Origin of the sequence: Haloactinomyces albus (assembly GCF_031458135.1) — a bacterium.
GTDB lineage: Bacteria > Actinomycetota > Actinomycetes > Mycobacteriales > Pseudonocardiaceae > Haloactinomyces > Haloactinomyces albus.
Window position 1 is genome coordinate 3,791,366 of the sequence record NZ_JAVDXW010000001.1, and the last position, 21,986, is coordinate 3,813,351.

The 21,986-nt window shown below is 68.2% G+C and carries 20 protein-coding genes and 3 pseudogenes; 19 read left to right on the forward strand and 4 right to left on the reverse strand.

Annotated elements, in window-relative coordinates; translation table 11 throughout:
• Positions 1-128 precede the first annotated feature (128 nt).
• From JOF55_RS18125 to pafA, 4 genes are all read left to right on the forward strand, one after another.
• Complete coding sequence (locus JOF55_RS18125) at positions 129-326, forward strand: ubiquitin-like protein Pup (RefSeq protein ID WP_310275789.1); 198 nt, start codon at positions 129-131, stop codon at positions 324-326.
• A gap of 177 nt (positions 327-503) precedes the next feature.
• The gene (gene prcB / locus JOF55_RS18130) at positions 504-1,352 is read left to right on the forward strand and encodes a proteasome subunit beta (protein WP_310275791.1); all 849 of its coding nucleotides are present in this window, start codon (positions 504-506) and stop codon (positions 1,350-1,352) included.
• A 106-nt stretch (positions 1,353-1,458) separates the two neighbouring features.
• Positions 1,459-2,205 carry a proteasome subunit alpha gene (prcA, locus tag JOF55_RS18135; protein WP_374727310.1) on the forward strand — a complete coding sequence of 249 codons (747 nt, stop codon included), beginning with the start codon at positions 1,459-1,461 and terminating at the stop codon, positions 2,203-2,205.
• Positions 2,206-2,444: 239 nt separating this feature from the next.
• Entirely contained in the window at positions 2,445-3,803 is a 1,359-nt protein-coding gene (gene pafA / locus JOF55_RS18140) for a Pup--protein ligase (protein ID WP_310275793.1), read from the forward strand.
• Between the two features lie 35 nt (positions 3,804-3,838).
• Here pafA and JOF55_RS18145 read toward each other — a convergent pair whose 3' ends face one another.
• Positions 3,839-4,102, reverse strand: a complete 264-nt coding sequence (locus JOF55_RS18145) for a hypothetical protein (RefSeq protein WP_310275795.1) — start codon at positions 4,100-4,102, stop codon at positions 3,839-3,841.
• A gap of 103 nt (positions 4,103-4,205) precedes the next feature.
• Between JOF55_RS18145 and JOF55_RS18150 the strand changes: the two are divergent.
• A pseudogene (locus tag JOF55_RS18150) lies at positions 4,206-4,628 on the forward strand (transposase family protein); the annotation flags it as partial.
• A 260-nt stretch (positions 4,629-4,888) separates the two neighbouring features.
• Here the strand turns inward: JOF55_RS18150 and JOF55_RS18155 are convergent.
• Positions 4,889-5,041: pseudogene (locus JOF55_RS18155) on the reverse strand (IS5/IS1182 family transposase); the annotation flags it as partial.
• On the opposite strand from JOF55_RS18155, the pseudogene JOF55_RS18160 reads away from it, so the two are divergent.
• The 10 genes and pseudogenes from JOF55_RS18160 to JOF55_RS18205 form a co-directional block, all read left to right on the forward strand.
• Positions 5,031-5,168, forward strand: a pseudogene (locus JOF55_RS18160) (IS5/IS1182 family transposase); the annotation flags it as partial. The pseudogenes JOF55_RS18155 and JOF55_RS18160 overlap by 11 nt on opposite strands.
• Positions 5,169-5,408: 240 nt before the next feature.
• Positions 5,409-6,884 (forward strand): amidase, encoded by a 1,476-nt coding sequence (locus JOF55_RS18165; RefSeq protein ID WP_310275796.1) that lies wholly within the window; start codon positions 5,409-5,411, stop codon positions 6,882-6,884.
• Positions 6,885-7,016: 132 nt separating this feature from the next.
• Positions 7,017-8,012, forward strand: coding sequence for a helix-turn-helix transcriptional regulator (locus tag JOF55_RS18170; protein ID WP_310275798.1), 996 nt, complete (start codon positions 7,017-7,019; stop codon positions 8,010-8,012).
• Positions 8,009-8,980: a helix-turn-helix transcriptional regulator gene (locus tag JOF55_RS18175; protein WP_310275799.1), complete on the forward strand. Its 972-nt coding sequence runs from the start codon at positions 8,009-8,011 to the stop codon at positions 8,978-8,980. The genes JOF55_RS18170 and JOF55_RS18175 overlap by 4 nt, the downstream gene beginning before the upstream one ends.
• A gap of 18 nt (positions 8,981-8,998) precedes the next feature.
• Complete coding sequence (locus tag JOF55_RS18180; RefSeq protein ID WP_310275801.1) at positions 8,999-9,208, forward strand: bacteriophage holin; 210 nt, start codon at positions 8,999-9,001, stop codon at positions 9,206-9,208.
• A 65-nt stretch (positions 9,209-9,273) separates the two neighbouring features.
• A complete protein-coding gene (gene tatA / locus JOF55_RS18185; protein ID WP_374727546.1) occupies positions 9,274-9,576 on the forward strand; it encodes a Sec-independent protein translocase subunit TatA in 303 nt (100 codons plus the stop codon).
• 102 nt (positions 9,577-9,678) lie between these two features.
• Complete coding sequence (gene tatC / locus JOF55_RS18190) at positions 9,679-10,560, forward strand: twin-arginine translocase subunit TatC (protein WP_374727547.1); 882 nt, start codon at positions 9,679-9,681, stop codon at positions 10,558-10,560.
• A 77-nt stretch (positions 10,561-10,637) separates the two neighbouring features.
• The gene (locus JOF55_RS18195) at positions 10,638-13,421 is read left to right on the forward strand and encodes a DEAD/DEAH box helicase (RefSeq protein ID WP_310275805.1); all 2,784 of its coding nucleotides are present in this window, start codon (positions 10,638-10,640) and stop codon (positions 13,419-13,421) included.
• A gap of 117 nt (positions 13,422-13,538) precedes the next feature.
• Entirely contained in the window at positions 13,539-14,210 is a 672-nt protein-coding gene (locus tag JOF55_RS18200; RefSeq protein ID WP_310275806.1) for a DUF4333 domain-containing protein, read from the forward strand.
• A gap of 57 nt (positions 14,211-14,267) precedes the next feature.
• Positions 14,268-15,479, forward strand: coding sequence for a GNAT family N-acetyltransferase (locus JOF55_RS18205; RefSeq protein WP_310275808.1), 1,212 nt, complete (start codon positions 14,268-14,270; stop codon positions 15,477-15,479).
• A 33-nt stretch (positions 15,480-15,512) separates the two neighbouring features.
• Here JOF55_RS18205 and JOF55_RS18210 read toward each other — a convergent pair whose 3' ends face one another.
• Together JOF55_RS18210 and ptsP are read right to left on the reverse strand one after the other, a co-directional pair.
• Positions 15,513-16,433: a 5'-3' exonuclease gene (locus JOF55_RS18210; RefSeq protein ID WP_374727548.1), complete on the reverse strand. Its 921-nt coding sequence runs from the start codon at positions 16,431-16,433 to the stop codon at positions 15,513-15,515.
• A gap of 71 nt (positions 16,434-16,504) precedes the next feature.
• Positions 16,505-18,214, reverse strand: a complete 1,710-nt coding sequence (gene ptsP, locus JOF55_RS18215; protein ID WP_310275812.1) for a phosphoenolpyruvate--protein phosphotransferase — start codon at positions 18,212-18,214, stop codon at positions 16,505-16,507.
• 100 nt (positions 18,215-18,314) lie between these two features.
• Between ptsP and JOF55_RS18220 the strand changes: the two genes are divergently transcribed.
• From JOF55_RS18220 to JOF55_RS18235, 4 genes are read left to right on the forward strand one after another with little or no spacing between them, the layout of a single operon-like run.
• Positions 18,315-19,076: a DeoR/GlpR family DNA-binding transcription regulator gene (locus JOF55_RS18220; RefSeq protein WP_310275813.1), complete on the forward strand. Its 762-nt coding sequence runs from the start codon at positions 18,315-18,317 to the stop codon at positions 19,074-19,076.
• Positions 19,073-20,017, forward strand: coding sequence for a 1-phosphofructokinase (gene pfkB, locus JOF55_RS18225; RefSeq protein ID WP_310275815.1), 945 nt, complete (start codon positions 19,073-19,075; stop codon positions 20,015-20,017). Before JOF55_RS18220 ends, pfkB begins: the two co-directional genes overlap by 4 nt.
• The gene (locus JOF55_RS18230; RefSeq protein ID WP_310275817.1) at positions 20,014-20,466 is read left to right on the forward strand and encodes a PTS sugar transporter subunit IIA; all 453 of its coding nucleotides are present in this window, start codon (positions 20,014-20,016) and stop codon (positions 20,464-20,466) included. Before pfkB ends, JOF55_RS18230 begins: the two co-directional genes overlap by 4 nt.
• Positions 20,463-21,983 (forward strand): PTS fructose transporter subunit IIC, encoded by a 1,521-nt coding sequence (locus JOF55_RS18235; RefSeq protein WP_310275819.1) that lies wholly within the window; start codon positions 20,463-20,465, stop codon positions 21,981-21,983. Before JOF55_RS18230 ends, JOF55_RS18235 begins: the two co-directional genes overlap by 4 nt.
• Positions 21,984-21,986: the final 3 nt, after the last annotated feature.

Below are 21,986 nucleotides of genomic sequence, written 5' to 3' on the forward strand. Positions count from 1 at the left end.
GGCGAATGTAGGATTCGCTAGGTAGTGTTCACGGCAGGAAGTCCCTCGTCCCGAGGTGCCGGTTTCAGCGATCGGCGGCTGTGGGATGCGAGAGGGGCATCCGCGAGGACAACCACCGGGAGGGCGAGATGTCCCAGGAAAAGACTCAGCGGCACGGTGACGGCGACGGCGGCGACGACGAAGCCACGGGTGCGGAAGCTGCCGGTCAGGAACGCCGCGAGAAGCTCGGTGAAGACGTGGACACCATCCTGGACGAGATCGACGATGTCCTGGAGGAAAACGCCGAGGACTTCGTTCGCGCCTACGTTCAGAAGGGCGGTCAGTAGTCAGTGTGTGCGGCGCCGGTCGGTCCCTGCGGGCCGACCGGCGCGCGTGTGCCCGGCAGCCGTGTGTGTCCGGCACAGAAATCCCGTCAATCGGTTCTCCGTCACCACTCACCACCCGAGAAGGTGTTCCCGTGACGGTGCTGCACCAGTTACTTCGAGCAGGAGACGATGTCGCTGATGGAACCCAGCTCGACTCGGAACTTTCCGGGCCAGGCCCTGCCGCCCGCCTACCTCACTCCGGGATCCTCGTCATTCACGGATTTCCTTCGCAGCGCGGCTCCTGAACTGATGCCCGGGCATCCCGAGAACGACACCGGCCAGGTCGATGCGCCGCACGGCACGACCATCGTCGCCCTGACGTTCCGGGGTGGAGTGCTGCTGGCAGGTGATCGGCGGGCCACGATGGGCAACCTGATCGCGCAGCGCGACATGGAGAAGCTCTACGTCACCGACGCCTACTCCGCAGTGGGCATCGCGGGCACTGCGGGGATCGCCATGGAGATGGTGCGCCTGTACTCCATCGAGCTCGAACATTACGAAAAGCTCGAAGGCGTGCCGCTGTCGCTGGACGGTAAGACGAACAAGCTCGCCACGATGCTGCGCGGGAACCTGCAGAGCGCGATCGCCGGGCTGGCGGTACTGCCGCTGTTCGCCGGGTACGACGTCGACGCGCAGGATCCCGAGCGGGCGGGCCGGATCGTCACCTATGACATCACCGGTGGGCGCTACAACGAGACCGCCGGGTACCACGCGGTCGGTTCCGGGTCGGTGTTCGCCAAGTCGGCGCTGAAGAAGCGGCACGATCCCGACGCCGACCTCGACTCGGCGATTCGCAACGCCGTGGAGTCCCTCTACGACGCCGCCGACGACGATACGGCCACGGGTGGCCCCGACCTGTCCCGGCAGATCTACCCCTCGGTGGTCACGATCACCGGGCCCGAGGGGGCGGTTCGCCTGCCGGAGGACCAGACGGCCGCGGTCGCCGAGGAAGTCGTCAGCCGCCGCCGGGAAATCCCCGGAGGCTGAATCTTTTCCCACCCCGCCGGGGTGGGACTCAGCCTCGCCCGGACCAGGATCAGACCGTCAGCTACCCACCAGGCCAGCGCCGATTCGAGCCAGGGAGTCCACAGCCGTGACGATGCCGTTCTACACCTCGCCCGAGCAGTTGATGCGGGAGCGTTCCGAGCTCGCCCGGAAGGGCATCGCTCGGGGACGCAGCGTGGTGGTACTCAAGTACGCCGGTGGCGTGCTGTTCGTGGCCGAAAACCCCTCGACCACTCTGCACAAGATTTCCGAGATCTACGATCGGATCGGCTTCGCCGCGGTGGGCCGCTACAGCGAGTTCGAGAACATGCGGATGGCAGGGATCCGCATGGCCGATGTGAAGGGGTACTCCTACGACCGCCGGGATGTCACCGGCAGGGCTCTGGCCAACGCCTACGCACAGACGCTCGGTGCCATCTTCACCGAGCAGGTCAAGCCGTTCGAGGTGGAGATCTGCGTGGGCGAGGTGGGGGAGACGGCCGAGTCCGACCAGCTCTACCGCCTGACCTACGACGGCTCGATCGTGGACGAGCCGCAGTACGTGGTGATGGGTGGCCAGGCGGAGACGATCACCACGACATTGAAGGAATCCTTCACCGACGGTCTCGATCTCGGGGACGCGGTCCGAACCGCCGTGCACGCCCTGTCCTCGGGCGGCGAGGGATCGCGTGACCTGGATGTCGATCAGCTCGAGGTGGCGATCCTGGAACGATCCAGGCCACATCGCACTTTCCGCCGGCTCTCCGGTGCGGCACTGCGGAGTCTGCTGCCCAGCTCCGGTGATGGTGAGGCGAGCAACGACACGGGCTCGTCTTCCGGTGCCGACGGTTCCTAGACGAACAGTTCCCGATCAGCACGACAGTGGTCGGTCCTGATTCTTTTTCGTGGGGATTCGACAGGAGCGGGGAAGCGCTGCGTACACCCTTAGCGTGCCTGTACGCTGCTAAAACAGGTTCGATTGAGGACCGGGGGACGGGGCTGACTACTGCGTGCAAGCAATTCGGTGCTCATCGACAGCGAGCGGACCCCGAACGGCGGACCGCTGAGTGCGGCCAAGACGCTTAGTGTGGTGGTATGCAGCGGAGGATCTTCGGCATCGAAACCGAGTTCGGAGTCACCTGTACCTTCCACGGGCAGCGCAGGCTCTCTCCGGACGAGGTGGCCAGATACCTGTTCCGGCGGGTCGTGTCATGGGGACGTTCCTCGAACGTGTTCCTGCGCAACGGGGCCCGGCTCTATCTCGACGTGGGTTCGCACCCCGAGTACGCCACTGCGGAGTGCGACGACCTCACCCAGCTCGTCACCCATGACAAGGCCGGTGAACGGATCCTGGAGGATCTGCTCATCGATGCCGAACGTCGGTTGGCCGACGAAGGCATCGGCGGTGACATCTTCCTGTTCAAGAACAACACCGACTCCGCGGGCAACTCCTATGGTTGCCATGAGAACTATCTCGTCGGGCGTTCGGGGGAGTTCTCCCGCATCGCCGACGTGCTGTTGCCGTTCCTGGTGACCCGCCAGCTCATCTGCGGTGCGGGCAAGGTTCTGCAGACTCCGCGTGGAGCCGTGTACTGCCTGTCCCAGCGTGCCGAGCACATTTGGGAAGGGGTCTCCAGCGCGACGACTCGCTCCCGCCCGATCATCAACACCCGCGACGAACCGCATGCCGACGCCGAGCGGTATCGCAGGCTGCACGTGATAGTCGGCGACTCGAACATGTCCGAGGTGACCACCCTGCTCAAGGTCGGCACCGCACATCTGGTGCTGGAGATGATCGAACAGGGCGTCCAGTTCCGGGATTTCAGTCTCGACAACCCGATCCGGGCGATCCGCGAAATCAGCCACGACATGACCGGCCGCCGCCCCGTGCGGCTGGCAGGTGGGCGCGAGGCCTCGGCACTGGACATCCAGCGCGAGTACTACGGGCGCGCGGTCGAGTACGTGGCCCAGCGTGGTTCGGATCCGATGACCGACCGCATCATGGACCTGTGGGGACGTGCGCTGGATGCCGTGGAGACGCAGGACTATTCACTGATCGATCGGGAAGTGGACTGGGCGATCAAGTACCGGCTCCTGGAGCGCTACCGCAACAAGCAGGGGCTGGAGCTGTCCAGTCCCCGCATCGCGCAACTGGACCTGAGCTACCACGATCTGCGGCGCGGTCGCGGGCTGTTCGACATGCTCCAGCGCAAGGACCTGGTGGACCGTGTCACCGAGGACGGCGAGATCGAGGCGGCCAAGGACACTCCGCCGCAGAGCACCCGAGCGAAGCTGCGTGGCGACTTCATCGCCGCCGCGCAGTCGGCAGGACGGGACTTCACGGTCGACTGGGTGCATCTCAAGCTCAATGACCAGGCCCAGCGCACGGTGCTGTGCAAGGACCCGTTCCGCGCGGTCGACGAGCGCGTCGAGCGCCTGATCGGCTCGCTGTAGGGGGCTCGATCAGAGGTTCGACGTTTCAGGATGGTTCACGGTGTGGCGCGGCGGAGCACGAGCAGGTTGGCCGCAGCCAGCACGAGCGTGAGCAGGGCGGGCCAGCCGGCCAGCAGGCTCAACGACGACTGGTCGACGAACCATGCGCCGATCTCTCCCCACCAGTACCGCCACGACACCAGCACGGCCAGGCCGCCGAAGACGAACAGGGAAGTGACGGCCAACGTGTACATGCCGGTCACGCCCCAGCGTTTGAAGGTCACGCCGCAGAACATCCCGATGAAGGACACCAGCAGCATCGGTACCGCGTAGACGAGCAGTTGCAGGAGTGCGTTGTCCTGGTGCAGGAATCCGAGGCCGAAGAACGATAGGGATAGGCCCCAACCACCGGTGGCGTTCGTGGAGGGTTACGGCATTCCGCTGGGCCGGGTCCTGACCGGGGGCAACCGGCACGACTCACCCCTGCCGGCACCCACCCTGGACCAGCTCGGCGGCCTCGGCCCGCTGCCGGACGAGATCACCGTGCATCTGGATTCCGGCTACGACTCCGGCACAACCCGCACCCTGCTGGCCGAGCGCGGCCTGACCGGCGACATCGCCACCAAAGGCGATAACGCCCCCATCCAAGCCGGCCAGCGTCGGCACGTCGAGCGCACCAGCGCCTGGCACAACGCCTTCAACCGGCTGCAACGCTGCTACGAACGGCACGGCATCGTCATCGACGCGTTCTTCGACCTCGCCGACACCATCATCACCCTGCGTGCGCTGATCCGACGAGTTTGGACCCTCTACCGCTGGGACATCCGCCCGACCAAACGACCATGAACATCACCAATCCGCGCGAGCTCAGGTTCCGCCTGGTGGATCGTGTGCGGTGGGGTTGGTCAATTTCTCGAGAAATTGACCAACCCCGCCCAGAGGCAAGAGCACCGGACAGGCCCGAGAACCTGTCCGGTGCTCTTGGGGTGAGGTCGCGGAGCCGGGTGCGGATGGCCCGGCCACGTCCAGGGGCTTTGGTGGATGTCGTCGCTCTCGATGCCCCCACGGACGTCAAGCTGCTGCGGGAGGTGGCGCGGGTTGGTGTGCTCGGCGGTGTTGCGCTGCTTGCAGGCCTGGGCGTCGAAGGCGGGTGGTCGTCCTCCGGCCGAGCCTTTCCGGGCACGGTTGGCGCGCTGATCACGGCGTTCGGGGAGGACGGCGACGATGCCGCGGCGGCGCAACTCAACACGGACGGCCCGCTGCTACGAACGCCTCGAAACCGTCATCGACGCCTTCTTCGACCTGGCCGATGCGATCATCCGTGCCCTGATCCGCCGCGCCTGGACCCACTACCGCCGGGATGCTCGACCGGCCAAACGACCATGAGCAACATGCCAATCCGCGCGAGCTCCAACTCGGTCTGTCAAGAAGGTTGGCCGAGAAACCGGCGCGGAGTGCCATGCGATCCCGCCGAACCGAGAGGCCGCACTCCTGATTTATGAAGACAAATACGTCAGTAATCAGCGAAACAATCCCGTCAATGGCCATTCTCGAGGGGTGAACCGGCTACTCGTGCCGGTTCCGGCAGGATCACCACGGACACCGGCGACCGGGGAGGGTGACGGCGTGGAGTATTCGGAGTATCGCAAGCACGATGGTGTGGCTCTGGCGGAGCGGATCCGCAACGGTGAGATGTCGGCGGCCGAGGTACTGGAAGCGGCCATCGCGCGGGCGGAGTCGGTCAACGGCCGGATCAATGCGTTGACCCGCACCTGCTACGACGAGGCCCGCGAACGGGCAGGCCGGGAATTGTCCGGGCCGCTGGCAGGGGTGCCGTTCCTGCTCAAGGATCTGCATCAGGAACACGCGGGAGCGGCCTCCAGCGCAGGCTCACGGGCGCTCCGGGATGTTCATGCCCCGGAAACGGCCGAGGTGGTCCGTCGCTGGCTGGACGCGGGACTGGTCATCTTCGGCCGTACGAATGCCCCCGAGTTCGGGGCCAAACCGATCACCGAGCCGCTTGCCTTCGGGCCGACCCGCAATCCGTGGGAGCTCACCCGCACCCCCGGCGGGTCCTCCGGTGGCGCTGCGGCGGCGGTGGCTGCGGGGATCGTCCCGTTGGCAGGGGCCAGCGATGGCGGTGGGTCGATTCGTATCCCGGCCGCCTGCTGCGGCCTGTTCGGGCTCAAACCCGGTCGGGGACTGGTCCCCTCCGGTCCGGAGAGGGCCGAGAACTTCCACGGAGCCTCCCTCGACGGGGTGATCTCGCGCAGTGTGCGCGACAGCGCCGCAGCCCTGGATACCCTGATCGGCCATGATCCGGCGGGGCCGTACCTGGCGGGTGCTCCGGAGCGCGACTTCTCCGAGGAACTGAATCGCGAGCCGGGCGCACTGCGCATCGGGTTCAGCGCCGAGTCCGCGCTCGGTGCTCCCCATCCGCACGCGGTTTCGGCCCTCACCGACGCGGCGGAGCTCCTGGAATCGCTGGGACACGAGGTCGAGGAAGTGCCCTCGCCGGTGGACCTCGAAGCCCTGACGGTCGATTTCCTCGAGGCGTGGTCGGTGAAGCTGGCTTCCGCGATGAACGAGGCCATCCAGCGCACGGGTGCCTCCGAGACCTCGTTCGAACTCGACACGCGGCTGCTCGCAGCGATCGGGCGTACGTTCAGCGGCCCGGAGTACTCGGCGGTCCTGGATCGCTGGCACGGTCACACCAGGAAGCTGGCCGAGTTCCACCGGCAGCACGACCTGCTGCTGACCCCGAGTCTGGCAGGGCCTCCGGTGCGGATCGGAGAGCTCGAGACCCCGGGGCTGTTGCAGGAAGCGGGCAAGATCGCGCTGACCTTGCGGTTGGGCCCCGTACTCCGTGCGAGCGGGGTTGTGGACCGCGTCGCGCGGGCGAACCTGCGCCATGTCCCGTACACCCAGCTGGCGAACATCACCGGGCGTCCGGCGATGTCGGTGCCGCTGTACTGGAATCCGGAGGGCTTGCCGCTCGGGGTGCAGTTCGTCGCGCCGCTCGGCGGGGAGGGTCTGCTGTTCCGGCTCGCCGCGCAACTCGAGCGCGAGCGTGGTTGGGCCGATCACGAGCCACCCCTGTGAGCAGTGCTTTCGCCATGACCGGGCGCTGTGCTCCGGGAGCGTCCCCTCGTCTCCGGACCCGTCGAACGGGCCAAGCGACGCACCGTCCGGCCCGCGGGCGCACCGCGCCCGGAATGGCGCTAGGGTTTCGCCGTGGCCACTGTGCGCGCCGAACGCCTGGTGAACCTGGTGCTGTGTCTGCTGTCCACCCGCCAGTACCTCACGGCGGAGCGGATTCGGGGGATCGTCCCCGGCTACGCTGACGCACCCAGCGACGAGGCGTTCTACCGGACCTTCGAACGGGACAAGGCGGAACTGCGGGATCTGGGGATTCCGCTGGAGACCGGGCGCAACTCGATGTTCGATTCCGTTGACGGGTACCGCATCGCCCGTCGTGACTACGAACTCGGTGATATCGCTCTGGAGCCCGACGAGGCTGCCGCGGTCGCCCTGGCAGCCAGGCTGTGGGAGTCTCCCGAGTTCGCCGGTGCCGCACGCGGCGCCCTGCGCAAACTGCGTGCTGCCGGGGTGGATGTGGACGAGCACGCCTCGGCGGTGGTCGAGCCGAAAGTGCGCACGAGCGAATCGGCGTTCTCGCCGCTGCTGGCGGCCGTGCAGACGGGCCGGGCCGTGGTTTTCGACTACCGGCGGCCCGGCAGTACCGAGGCGTATCGGCGCACGGTCGAGCCGTGGGGCGTGGTCTCGTGGCGAGGACGCTGGTACGTGGTGGGCCATGACCGTGATCGACAGGCAAGACGCTGCTTTCGGCTCTCCCGGATCAGTGGTGAACCCGAAGTGGTCGGCGCGGCCGGGCAGGTTCATCCCCCGGAGGACGTCGATCTCCTCCGGATCGTGGCCGGGGAGGAGCGCGGGACGCCTCCGAGCACGCTCGCCCGCTTGTGGGTGGCGCATGGCCGGGCACACGGGCTGCGGCGCGCGGCAACGGTGATCGATGCCCGTACGTGGGAGGGCGTGGACGGCGAAGTACTGGAACTGGAGCTGTACTACCCGGATTCGGCGGCGGGCTGGATCGCCGGATATGGGCCCGACGTCGTCGTCCTGGAACCCGACACCCTGCGCAAGGCGGTGCATGAGACGCACCTGGGAGTTCTTCGAGCAACCGGCATCGGAAGTGGGAGCGAGGTATGACCAGCGTGGCCGAGCGCCTGCCGCGATTGCTCGCGCTGGTGCCCTACCTGGTGAGCAGGCCGGGCATCGCCGTGTGCGAGGCGGCAGCGGACTTCGGTGTCGATGAGCAGCAGTTGCGGCGTGACCTGAAGCTGTTGTGGATGTGCGGGCTTCCCGGTTACGGCCCGGGTGACCTGATCGACCTGTCCTTCGGCGGGGACACCGTCACCGTCACCTATGACGCCGGAATGCGGCGTCCGCTGCGGCTGACCGCCTCCGAGGCCACGTCGCTGCTGGTGGCGCTGCGCGCGCTGGCGGATTCGCCCGGGATCACCGACACCGATGCGGTGCGGCGGGCACTGGCCAAGGTGGAGGATGCCGTCGGGCAGGCTCGGCCCACCGGAGTGGTCGTCGGTCTCTCCGGGCGGGAAGGCGCGGTGCGTTCCGGGGTGGGTGAAGCGGTTCGGGAAGCAACCGAGCAGCGCAAAGCGGTGCGGATGCGCTACTACACGGCCTCGCGGGACGAGATCACCGACCGGACCGTGGACCCGATGCGGCTCGTCCTGGTCGATGGTCACGGTTATCTGGAGGCGTGGTGCCGTCGTGCCGAAGGGGTCCGGCTGTTCCGACTGGATCGCATCGACGCCATCGATGTCGGGGACGAACCCGCGGTCCCTCCGACGGACGTGGAACCCACCGACTTCTCCGCCGGACTGTTCCATCCGATGCCCGACCAGCCCAGTGCCGTCCTCGAACTGGAACCGGACGCGCGCTGGGTCGCCGAGTACTACCCGGTCGACGAGTTCACCGAACTGCCGCAGGGGCGGGCACGGGTGCGGATGCGGTACTCCGACCGTTCCTGGATGGTGCGGCTCGTGCTCGGGCTGGGTGGTCAGGCGTGCGTATCCTGGCCGCAGGACCTGGCGGGTGACGTGCATCGCCAAGCGCGCGATGCGATGGCACGCGCTGGTCACCTGCCGTCCACCTGAGCGGGTTACGGTGGCCCGGTGTCATACGTGCTGAGCCTCGGGCTGTCGGCGGTGGGGCTGCTCCTGCTGCTCGGAGTCCTGATGGTCACATACCGGGCATTGCGCCGCTTCAGGGTCGTTCAGGAGCATGTGCGCAATGATGTCGACGAGCGCAGCGGTTTGCTGCGGGCGCGGGCTGCGGGCCTGCGCGTGGCCTTCGCCGAACGCCGTCGTCGATCGATCTGTTGATGAGTGCCTCGCACGCGTAGTATCACGAGTGCAGAGAAACGGGAGGAACCACCGTGCCTTTCAATATGGGAGCCACCGAGCTGCTGATCATCGCAGGCATCATCATCCTGCTGTTCGGTGCCACGAAGTTGCCGCAGATGGCGCGCTCGCTCGGTCAGTCCGCGCGGGTGTTCAAGTCCGAGGCGCGTGGCATGAAGGAGGACGAGGAAGCCGCGAAGCGGGAGAAGTCCGAGCAGGAACAGGCCTCGGAGGCTCGGACGGCGGAGTCCGCGAAGGCTGAGCCACAGCAACTCACCTCCGGTGAGCAGCCACAACCGCAGGTAGCGCCTCCGATCGAGGACATGCAGCGCCACAACGCCAAGAACTGATCGGAGGCGGGAGTCACGGTGGAAGGTAGTCCACTTCGCCGCCTGAACCCGTTCCGCCGTGATCGTCGCCGGTGGGGCCGTCGGCACAATCCCGACGGCACGATGACGCTGGTCGATCACCTGTATGAACTGCGGTATCGGCTGGGCCTGGCCACACTGGCGATCGTGGCCGGGGGCATCCTCGGGTTCTGGTGGTTTTCCCATTCGCCGTTCGGCCTGCCCACGTTGAGTACGTTCGTGACCGGGCCGTACTGTTCCTTGCCCGCGGAGATGCGGTTCAGTCCCGAGGACGGCCAGTGTCAGTTGATGCAGACCAAGCCGTTCGAGGTCTTCATGATCCGGCTCAAGGTCGGCCTTTCCCTGGGGGCGGTGCTGCTCAGTCCGGTGTGGCTGTATCAGGTGTGGGCGTTCATCACCCCTGGCCTCTACACCAAGGAGCGCAAGTTCGCGGGGACCTTCGTGGCTTTGGCGAGCGTGCTGTTCACGGTGGGTGCGGCGCTGGCGTACTTCGTGGTGCCAGAGGGACTGGCGTTCATGGTCGGTTTCGGCGGTGACGCGTTCTTCACGGCGCTGACCGGTGGCGAGTACATCAACTTCGTGCTGCTGATGCTGATCATCTTCGGCGTCAGTTTCGAACTGCCGCTGATTCTGGTCATGCTCAACCGGGCGGGTCTGGTCAGCTTCGATCAGCTCAGAAGCTGGTGGCGCGGCATCGTGTTCGTCCTGTTCATCTTCGCCGCCCTGGCCACGCCCGGCCAGGACCCGATCTCGATGATCGTGCTGGCCGCGGCGCTGAGTGTGCTGTTCGGGATCGCCATGCTGCTGTGCCGCTCCCATGACCGCTCGAAGGCCAGGAAACTCGAGCAGCAGGGTCTGCAGGGTCTCGACCCCGATGAGGCCTCGGACATCGACCATCGGCCGTCCTCGCTGGATGTGACTCCGTCCGCAGCGTCGTCGAGCACGGAGCACGAGGACGCCACCTGACACGGCAGGATCGTCGGCCGTGCCTGCGGACAGTCCTCGTGCAGGTATGAAAACCTGGAGGGGTGGCTGAAAGCCGTGTGAACACCGAGACGACCGCCGCCGGGAAGAGTCCCGCCGACTCCTACGCGGAACACCGACGTCGCAGCGCGCATCCGCAACTGGCCGGTTTCGTGGGCGAATTGTCCTTCGAGCTCGACGCGTTCCAGCGCACTGCGTGCCAGGCTCTGGAGTCCGGGCACGGTGTGCTGGTGTGCGCACCGACCGGTGCGGGCAAAACGGTGGTCGGTGAATTCGCCGTGCATCTGGCGCTGGCCGAGGGGCGCAAGTGCTTCTACACGACTCCCATCAAGGCACTGTCCAACCAGAAGTACGCCGATCTGACCGAACGCTACGGCAGCGAAGCGGTGGGACTGCTCACCGGGGACACGTCGATCAACGGCGAGGCCCAGATCGTGGTCATGACCACCGAAGTGCTGCGCAACATGCTCTATGCTGGCTCGAGCAGCATCGATCAGCTCGGCTATGTCGTCATGGACGAGGTGCACTACCTGGCCGACCGGTTCCGGGGTGCGGTCTGGGAGGAAGTGATCCTGCACCTTCCGGAGTACGTGCAGCTGGCGAGCCTGTCGGCGACGGTGAGCAACGCCGAGGAATTCGGCGAGTGGCTGGTGGAGGTGCGCGGGGACACCACGGTGGTGGTGGACGAGCACCGGCCGGTGCCGCTGTGGCAGCACATGCTCGTCGGCTCGCGGATGTTCGATCTCTTCGGCGGTGAGACCGAGAACCGCGAACTGGAGATCAACCCGAAGCTGCTGCGCCACACGCAGGAACTTTCCCGGGTGCATTCTCCCGGGGGCCGCGGCCGGGGCGGTCCCAATGGCAAACGTGGGGGGCCGCGTCCGCCGAAGTTCTTCGCGCCGTCGCGCGTGGAGGTGCTCAACGGGCTGGATGCCTCCGGCCTGTTGCCCGCCATCGTGTTCATCTTCAGTCGTGCGGGCTGCGATGCGGCTGTCGGCCAGTGCGTGCGTTCGGGCCTGCGGCTGACTTCGGAGGACGAGCTCCACGAGATCCGTGAGGTGATCGAGGAGTACACCAGCAACCTGCCGGAGTCCGACCTGGAGGTGCTGGGCTACTGGGAGTGGCGGGAGGCGCTGGAGCGTGGTGTGGCGGCACACCACGCGGGGCTGTTGCCCGCCTTCAAGGAGACCGTGGAGGAACTGTTCGTCCGCGGGCTGGTCAAGGCCGTCTTCGCCACCGAGACGCTGGCACTGGGCATCAACATGCCCGCGCGCACCGTCGTGCTGGAACGGCTGGTCAAGTTCAACGGTGAAGCCCATGTCGATCTCAGCCCGGGGGAGTACACGCAGCTCACCGGCCGGGCGGGTAGGCGGGGCATCGATGTCGAGGGTCACGCGGTGGTCGTGTGGAAACCCGGTATGGACCCCAAACAGGTCGCCGGGCTGGCCTCCACACGGACCTACCCACTGCGTTCTTCCTTCCGGCCCGGCTACAACATGGCGGTCAACCTGGTCAACCGGGTGGGCACGGAGCAGGCACGGGAGTTGCTGGAGCAGTCGTTCGCCCAGTTCCAGGCCGACCGCTCGGTCGTGGGCCTGTCCCGTCGGGTGGAGCGCAACACCGAGGCTCTGGAGGGCTACGCCGAGTCGATGTACTGCCATCTCGGCGACTTCGAGGAGTACTTCCAGCTGCGGCGCCGGATCTCCGAGCGGGAGAAGTGGCTGGCCAAGCAGAACAAGGCCTCCCGCCGTGCCGAGGCGGCCAAGTCGCTGGAGAAGCTGCGCAAAGGTGATGTGATCGCGATTCCGTCCGGTCGGCGAGCCGGTCTCGCGGTCGTGATCGATCCGGGCCTGGAACCGATGAACGAACCGCGTCCGCTGGTGGTGACCGAGGACCGCTGGTCCGGACGGGTCTCGATCGCCGACTTCCCCTCACCGGTCGAGGCACTCGACAGGATCAAACTGCCCAAGCACGTCGATGTGCGCTCGCCGAAGTCGCGTCGCGATCTCGCCTCGTCGATACGCAATACCGGCGTGAAAGCACCGCGGGGCCGCGGTAAGCGGCGCTCGGATGCCGCTGATGACGAGGAGCTGGCGAGCTTGCGTCGCGCTCTGCGCGCGCATCCGTGCCACGGGTGCGATGAGCGCGAGAGCCATGTTCGCTGGGCGGAGCGTCATGAGCGGCTGCAGGGCGAGACCGAGAAGCTACGGCGCAAGGTCGCGGCGACGACGCATTCGCTGGCCCGTTCGTTCGACCGGATCACCGCCCTGCTGTCGGAGCGGGGGTATCTGGATCCGGAGCATGCGCACGGGGTGGAGGATCCGGTCACCGAGCACGGGCGGCGGCTGTCACGGCTCTACAGCGAATCGGACTTGCTGGCCGCGGAGTGCCTGCGTGTCGGGGTCTGGGAGAAGCTGGACCCGCCCGAGCTCGCGGCCGTGGTGTCGTCGCTGGTGTACGAGTCGCGTCGGGAGGGTCCGATGGCACCGCAGGTCCCGTCGGGGTCGGTCAGTGACGCCCTGGATCAGACGTGGCGGCTGTGGGGCGAGCTGGAGGACGACGAGCGCAGGCACAAGCTGGACCGAACTCGGGAGCCGGATCCCGGGTTCGCCTGGCCGGTGTTCCGGTGGGCGCGGGGTGAATCCCTGGAGAAGGTGCTCACCGCTGCCGAGTCGACCGGCAACGAGCTCTCCGCCGGGGATTTCGTGCGCTGGTGCCGTCAGGTGGTGGATGTGCTGGACCAGATCCGGAATGTGGTCGGCAGGAGTGATCCGGTGGGCAGCGCGGCGACCAAGGCCGTTACCTCGATCCGCCGGGGTGTCGTCGCGGCAGGCGCTGTCTGAGTCGCTCTGTGCCGATCGGGGCCGTGTCCGCCTGCCCGGTCTGCCGGGAGGCGAGAACCTGTGGTTGGATCAGGCGCCGACACTGGCTGCCGCATCGCACGCGCCCCGGAGGCGTCCATGAGCAATCCCCACGGCCCACCCGGTGGCACGCCCCAGCAGTGGGGGAATCCGTACGGGCCGGGTGCGGCTCCGCATACCCATCCCGGTGGTGCTCATCCCGGTGACACTCGCTCCGGTGGTGTTCGGCCGCTGCCGCTTCGGCCGCCGTACGGTGATCTTCTCCCGGGGCAGGGTCCTCCTGCCGGGCGGGGGGCTCCCGCCGAGCAGGGAGCTCCGTCCTTCCCACAGGCCCAGTGGCAGGAGGGGACACCGCCACCGGGACAGCCGGGGCACTATGGCTACGGTCCGCTGTATTCCGGCAGTTTCCAGGAGCCGCAGGGGTTCCCGGATCCCGCACTGGAAAACACGCGCACGAGGAGGTCGCGGGGGCCGTGGCTGCTCGGTGGCCTGGGCGTGGTCGCCGCTGCGGTGGTGTTCCTCGGATTCGTGGCGCCGGGCTGGTTCCACCGGACCGTGTTCTCCGCGGACGCGATGCAAAAGGGTGTGCAGCGCATCCTGGAGGATGTCTACGGTGTGTCGGGCATCGACTCGGTCACCTGCCCGTCCGGCGAACCGGTGGAGGCCTCGCACACGTTCGAGTGTCGGGTGACCGTCGACGGGCGGAACCGGACGGTGACGATCACGGTCACCGACGCCGAGGGCACCTATGAGGTCGGTCATCTTCGCTGAACGGAAACCGGAAAACGATTCGACCGGTACCACGCCGAACCGGCATCATCTGCCGGTGTGAGCGAGCACGATGTGCGGCCGTTGGCCGAAGCGGAGTTCCGGGACGCCAACCGCGTCTTCCTGTCCAGCCTGCATCGCCCCGCGCCGACCGACCAGCAGTGGGAGCGATCGACGGCACGGTACGAACCCGGTCGTGTTTTCGGTGCCTTCCGCAGTGGTGAGCTGGTGGGCACCACGATGGCACTGGGCAGCTCGCTCGCGGTACCCGGCGGTGCGGTACTGCCCGCCTCGGCGGTTACCGGAGTGGGCGTGCGCGCCGATCACACGCGGCGTGGTGTACTCCGAGCACTGATGCGGACCCAGCTCGACGACGTGCGGGACCGCGGCGAGCCGGTGGCGATGCTGCACGCGTCCGAGGCGGTCATCTACGGGCGTTTCGGCTACGGGGAGGCGACGCGCACGCGCACGGTCTCCCTGGACACGCACCGGGCGACACTGCACGCGGACGCCCCGAGCGGCGGTTCGATCCGGCTGCTCGACAAGGCCGAGGCGGGCAAGATTCTGCCCGAGCTGTACCGGCGGATCGTCTCGTCGCGGCCGGGAACCATCAGCCGCAGCGATGGATGGTGGGAGTCCCGCCTCGGTGTCTTCAGCGGTGAGCAGATGGTCGTCGCGATCCACACCGGCGAGGACGGTGTCGACGACGGATTCGCGTTGTACGAGGCGAAGATGAACGACTACCGCTTCGACGACGGGACCTGCGAGTTGCAGGTCGGTGACATCCGGGGTGCCGATGCGGTGGCGACCGCGAGTTTGTGGCGGTTCCTGCTCGGGGTGGATCTGGTGGACCGGGTCGTGGTCATCGATCGGCCGGTCGACGAGCCGCTCGAACGGTTGCTCACCGACCGCCGCGCCTGCCGGGTGAGCAGTGTTCAGGACGATCTGTGGGTGCGCCTGGTCGACGTGCCCGCGGCGTTGGCCGCGCGCGGCTACGGTACGGCCGAGCCGGTCGTGGTCGAGGTCCGCGACGGGTTCCTGCCGGAGAACTCGGGCAGCTACCGGATCGGTGCGGACGGGGTGCAGCGCTGCGCGGCCCAGCCGCAGCTGAGCATGGACGTCGACGTGCTGGCTTCGCTGTATCTCGGCGATGTCGGTGTCTCCGCTCTCGCGGCGGGCGGCCGGGTGGCCGTGCACGATCCGGCGGCCGTTGCCGAAGCGGATCGCCTGTTCGCCATGACCGAAGCTCCTTGGTGCGGCACGGGTTTCTGACTTCGCGGCGACGGTCCTGCGGCGACGGTCCTGTCAGCCGGTCAACGCGGCGAGCAGCCGGTCGACCGATCCGCCCAGGCTCCAGCGCTGCTGGAGCCGCGTGACGCGTTCGCCGTCGGCGGGAGCCTGCGGTGTCGCATCGTCAGCGCGGTCCACGATGACCGGTGCGTCGCGAACGACCCGGACGACGGCGGGAGCGGCGGCGAGGTACTCGCTCGCCTCGACGAGTTTGGTCCGGTTGCGCGGGGTGAGCCGTTTGTCGGCGCTGTCGGCGGCCACCAGCAGGGCGTCGAGGGAACCGAACTCGGTGACGAGTTTCGCGGCGGTCTTCTCGCCGATTCCGGCCACGCCGGGAAGGCCGTCGGACGGGTCCCCGCGCAGCACGGCCATCTCGGCGTAGTCCTCGCCCGCGCGCTCGGTGGACAGCCCGTAGCGCTCGGCGAGCTCGCTCGGACCGTAGTCCTGTGCCTTGGACAGCCCGGCGCCGATGTAGCGCACCCGAGCGGGTACGGGCTCGTCCCGGACCAGTTGGAACAGGTCCCGGTCCCCGGTGATGACCTCGACGTGGTCGCGTTGTTCGCGGGCGACGAGGGTGCCGATCACGTCGTCGGCCTCGAATCCCTCGGCCTCGGCGGTGGTGATGCCGAAGGCCGCCAGCAGTTCCAGGATGATCGGGATCTGCGGGCTCAGCGTGTCCGGGACCTCCTCGGCCGCGGGATCCTCGACGGCGACCCGATGGGTTTTGTACGAGGGCAGTGCGTCGACCCGGAACTGCGGGCGCCAGTCGTTGTCGAGACAGGCCACGATCCGGTCCGGCCGCCGTTCGCCGACGAGTTTCGCGAGCATGTCGCAGAAGCCGCGGACCGCGTTGACCGGCGTGCCGTCCGGTGCGGTCAGCGACTGCGGCAGGGCGTAGTACGAACGGAACCAGAGTCCGGCGGCGTCGAGCAGCATGATGCGGCCTGTCACGATCGACCAGCCTGCCACGGCCGGATGTGCACCACCGCGGGGGTGGGTGAAAAGGATCAGCCGAGCACCTCGCGCGCGTGTTGCCGGGCTTGATCCGGTCCCGGGGCGGACAGGGCCGACTGCGCGGCTTTCCGGTAATCCGCCAGGGAGTGTTCCGCCAGAGCGGTTCCCACCGCGGGCAATGCGGTCGCGGACGTGGAAAGGCTCGTGGCGCCGAGACCGAGCAGAATTCCCGCCAGGAGCGGATCCGCCGCGGCTTCACCGCAGACACCGACGGGTTTGCCGTGCTCCCCGCCCGCGCGCCCGAGGGTGTCGACGAACCGGAGCAGGGCGGGCTGCCACGGGTCGTTGAGGGTGGCGAGCGCTCCGAGCGTGCGATCGGCGGCGAAAGCGTACTGGGCCAGATCGTTGGTCCCGATGCTGATGAAATCCGCGGCGTCGAGGATGTCGTGGGCGGCCAGGGCCGCTGCCGGGATTTCGATCATGACGCCCGCGCGCGTGATGCCCGCGGTACGGGCTCGCTCGACGAACCACGAAGCCTCTTCGGCAGTGGCGACCATGGGAGCCATCACCGATACCGCGGCTCCCGTGTCGTCGGCCGCGGCGGCGATGGCCTCGAGCTGACGATCCACGATCGCGGGGCGTTCGAAGGCGACGCGGAGTCCGCGCACGCCGAGAGCGGGATTCGGTTCGGAAGAGGCGTGCAGGAACGGCAGGGGCTTGTCCGCTCCGGCGTCGAGAGTGCGTACGACGACGGATTTGCCCGTGAACGGAGCCATGGCTTCGGCGTAGGCGGCGCGCTGGGCTGCCACATCGGGTTCCTCGGGCGCGGCGAGGTAGCAGAACTCCGTCCGGAAAAGACCCACACCCGGTGCTCCGGCCCGATGCGCGACCTGTGCGTCCGTGCCCGATCCGATGTTGGCCAGGACCGTGATGGGATGCCCGTCGGCCGTGTGGCAGGCACCGGACCATTCGCGCTCCTCCGGGCGGGAGGATGCTTCGACGTGCACCGGGTGGTCGGTGAGCTCCACGGTGCCGGTGTCACCGTCGACGGTGACACCGGCGGCCGGGTGAGCGAGTACACCGCTGACGGCCACGATCGCCGGGATTCCCAGGGACCTCGCGAGAATCGCGGTGTGGCTGGTCGGACCGCCTTCCTCGGTGACCAGTGCCAGAACCAGCGCGGGATCGAGTCCCGCGGTGTCGGCCGGGGAGAGGTCGCGCGCCACCAGCACTCCGGGGCGGGTCATCTCCGGTGGCCCCGGCGCAGCGACACCGAGCAGTTCGGCCACGATCCGGTCCCGAACGTCCTGGACATCACGGGCCCGTTCGGCCAGGTACTCCCCGGCGCCGGCCACCATCTCCGCGAACTCGTTGCCCGCCTCGTACACGGCCCGCTCGGCGGGCAGCGACCGCTCGGAGACCAGCTTCTCGGCCTGCGACAGCAGCGCCGGATCCACTGCCATGGCCGCTGTCGTCTCGAGTACCGATCGGGCAGAACCTTCCACGGTGGTCGCACGGATCGTCAACCGGTCGGCCACCAGGTGTGCCGCGGGCCGGATGCGTTCGATGTCGGCGTGCGGATCCGAGGGAGCCGGAACCGAGGACGGCTCGTTCAGCGGCTCCGCGATGCGTACCACCGGTCCGGCCGCGCGGCCGGGACTGACGCCGACACCGCGCAGTGTCGTTGCGCTCGCGGTTGTTCCGTTCGCAGCCGTTCCACTCGCAGCCGTCCCACTCGCAGGGGTCGGGTCATGCAGGCTCATGTGTGTCTCCTCGGTTTCCCTCGCAGTGCCGGAGTCTTGACAATATGGCAATAAAAGGCAGAATCAGGCAATATCAAACACAGACCGGAGGAAAACGGGCATGTATGGGGCCGAGCGTCAACAGCTGCTGGCGCAGCGTGCGCGAGCCGACGGGCGTATCGACGTCATGGCCGCGTCGACGGAGTTCGAGGTGGCGCCGGAGACGATCCGCCGTGATCTCGGAGCGCTGGAGCGACAGGGGCTGGTGCGCCGTGTCTACGGCGGGGCCATCCCGGTCGACCGGCTCGATTTCGAACCCGGTGTGTCCCAGCGGGACCGGATCAACGCCGCGGAGAAGGAGCGGATCGCCCGAGCGGCGTTGGAGCTGTTGCCGAACCGGGGAACGGTGCTGCTGGATGCGGGCACGACCACGACCCGGCTCGCAGGTCTGTTTCCCGGTGACCGTGAACTGACGGTCGTGACGAACGCGCTGCCGGTGGCCAATCAGCTCGCTCCTCGCGGAAACTGCACCCTGCACATGCTCGGGGGGCGCGTCCGGGGGACGACACTGGCCTCGGTCGAGTCGTGGGCGACGGACATACTCGCCGGACTGACGATCGATGTGGGTTTCTTCGGGGCCAACGGGTTTTCGGTCGCCGGTGGGTGTACGACTCCGGACACGGCGGAAGCGGCGGTCAAGGCCGCCATGGTCCGCGCCTGCCGCCGCCGGGTGCTGCTGGCCGACCACCGCAAGTACGGCGATGACCGGTTCAGCAGATTCGCGAAGCTCTCCGAGATCGATGTGGTGGTGACCGACAGCGGTCTGGACGAGGCGGCAGTGGCCGAGCTGACCGAGGCCGAGACCGAAGTGGTGCTCGCATGATCGTCACAGTGACCCCGAACCCGAGCCTGGACCGCACCGTGCTGGTCGGTGAGCTGGCACGTGGGGCGGTGCACCGGGTCGAGGACGTACGCCTCGACCCGGGAGGAAAGGGCGTGAACGTGGCGCGGGCGCTCGTCGCCGCGAACCGGCCGACCATGTGTGTCCTGCCCACCGGCGGAACCGAGGGGACGTGTCTGGCCGAGCTGCTGGTTGCCGAGGCCGTGCCGGTCGTGGAGGTCCCCGCTGCTTCGACCACCCGCAGCAACGTGACGGTGGTCGAAGCCGATGGGACGACGACCAAGCTCAACGAGCCGGGAAACGCGCTTTCCGACACCGAGATCGCAGCACTCGAAAACCGCACCGGTGAGCTCGCGGGACGAGCGGACTGGGTGGTGGCGTGCGGGAGCCTTCCGGCGGGATGCCCCGATGACCTGTACGGCCGCCTGGTTCGTGCCGCACGCGCGGCGGGGGCGCGGGTGGCCGTCGACGCCTCGGGACCACCGTTGCGGGAGGCGTGCCGGGCGCGCGCGGACCTCGTCACACCGAACCTGGCGGAACTGTCCGAACTGGCCGCACGGCCCCTGAACCGGCTCGGCGATGTCGTCGAGGTCGCCCGTCGGGTACAGCGCGAGGGAGTGGCCACGGTCCTGGTCAGCCTCGGCGCGGACGGTGCCTTGCTGGTGGAGGGCAACGGCGTGTGGCACGGCACGAGCGCGAGCACGTTCGTGCGGAGCACGGTAGGAGCGGGTGACGCCCTGCTCGCGGGGTTCCTGCTCGCGGGCGCCCGAGGACCGTCGGCGCTGCACCACGCCGTGGCCTACGGCACTGCCGCGGTACGACTGCCGGGCAGCCGGATGCCCGGACCGGACGATCTGTGCTTCGACTCGGTGCACGTCACCGGCGTCGACGAATCCCTGACCCTGAACGGAACCGCAGCATGAACACCGAATTGATCACCTCCGACCTCGTCGACCTGGACATGTGGGCCGACGATCGGCGCACTGCGGTGCGCTCGCTGGCGCAGCGTCTCGTGGCCGACGGGCGCGTCACCGACCTGGAGCAGTTCCTCGCCGACGTGGAATCCCGCGAACAGCAGATGGCCACCGGCATGGAGGGCGGCATCGGCATCCCGCACTGCCGGTCGGCGGCGGTGACCACACCGACCCTGGCGTTCGGGCGCAGCGCCGCGGGCATCGACTTCGGCGCGGACGACGGTCCGGCCACCCTCGTCTTCCTCATCGCCGCGCCGGAGGGTGGGGATGCCGACCACATGGCGGTGCTGGCCGCGCTGGCGCGGCGATTGGTCCGCGCCGAGTTCAAGCAGACCCTGCTCGATGCGACCGACCCCTCGGCGGTTGCCGAGTACGTGCGCGAGGAGGTCAAGCCGTGAAGTTCGTCGCCGTCACCGCCTGCCCCACGGGCATCGCGCACACCTACATGGCCGCCGAAGCACTCGAGCAGGCCGCGACGGCGGCGGGCGACGAGATCTCCGTGGAGACACAGGGCTCGGCGGGCTCGACCGCGCTGTCCACAACGGACATCGAGCAGGCCGATGCCGTGATCCTGGCCGCCGACGTGGGCGTGCAGGGGCGTGCTCGGTTCGCGGGCAAACCCGTTGTGGAGGGCAGCGTCAAGCAGGCCGTCAACGACGCTGCCTGCTTGCTCGAACAAGCCGGAAAAGCCGGTTCCGACGCCGCTGCCGGTGCTCCTGCCGACACTCCTGCCGACGTCCCCGCGGGCACGCCGGGAGCCGCCGCCACGGAAGAGCCGGATACTTCCGAGCGGACGGGCAAGCCCGCTGCGGGGTCCGGCATGGGCAGCAGGCTGCGGCAGTGGTTGATGACCGGTGTCAGCCACGTCATTCCGTTCGTCGCAGCGGGCGGCCTGCTCATCGCCCTGAGCTTCGCGCTCGGTGGTTACCGGATCACCGAGGCCCCCGCTGTCACCGAGCAGTTCGACCCCGCGAGCCTGCTGAGCTGGGCGGCACTGGCCAACCAGATCGGCACGGCCGCGTTCGGATTCCTCGTTCCGGTGCTCGCGGGGTTCATCGCCTTCGCGATGGCCGATCGGCCCGCACTCGCCCCCGGCTTCGTGGGCGGCGCGGCCGCCGTGGCCGTCGGTGCCGGGTTCCTGGGCGGGCTCGTCGCCGGTCTGCTGGCGGGCGCGACCGTGGCTGCTCTGCAACGAGTCGAGGTTCCCCGCGCGGTCGCGGGGATCATGCCCGTGGTCGTCCTTCCTCTCCTCGGGTCTCTCGTGGTCGGCGGACTGATGTTCGTCCTGCTGGGCAAGCCGATCGCGGCCGTGATGTCGGCCCTGACGTCCTGGCTCAACGGGCTGACCGGTGCCAGTGCCCTGCTGCTCGGCGCGCTGCTCGGGGGCATGATCGCCTTCGACATGGGCGGTCCCGTGAACAAGGCCGCCTACACCTTCGCCGTGGGCGGCTTGAGCACCGGAAGCGAGACCGCGCTGGAGATCATGGCCGCCGTGATGGCCGCCGGTATGGTGCCGCCGCTGGCGCTGGCCCTGGCCGCAACCGTGCGCAGCAAGCTGTTCGGGCCTGCCGAACGGCAGAGCGCCCGACCGGCCTGGCTGCTCGGTGCCTCGTTCATCACCGAAGGCGCGATCCCGTTCGCCGCCTCCGACCCGTTGCGGGTCATCCCGTCCATGGTCGTCGGTTCGGCCACCACGGGTGCTCTGTCGATGCTGTTCGGCGCCACACTCCGCGCGCCGCACGGCGGGCTGTTCGTGCTGCCGCTGGTCGGTCGACCGCTGCTGTACGTGGTGGCCATTTCCGCGGGCATCGTGGTCGCGGCCGCAGCCGTGCTGATCGCCAAGCGGATCGGCCGCACACCGACCACCTCCGAATCCGAGCCGACACCGTCCGAGACCGCCGCAGTCGCCGCCTGAGAA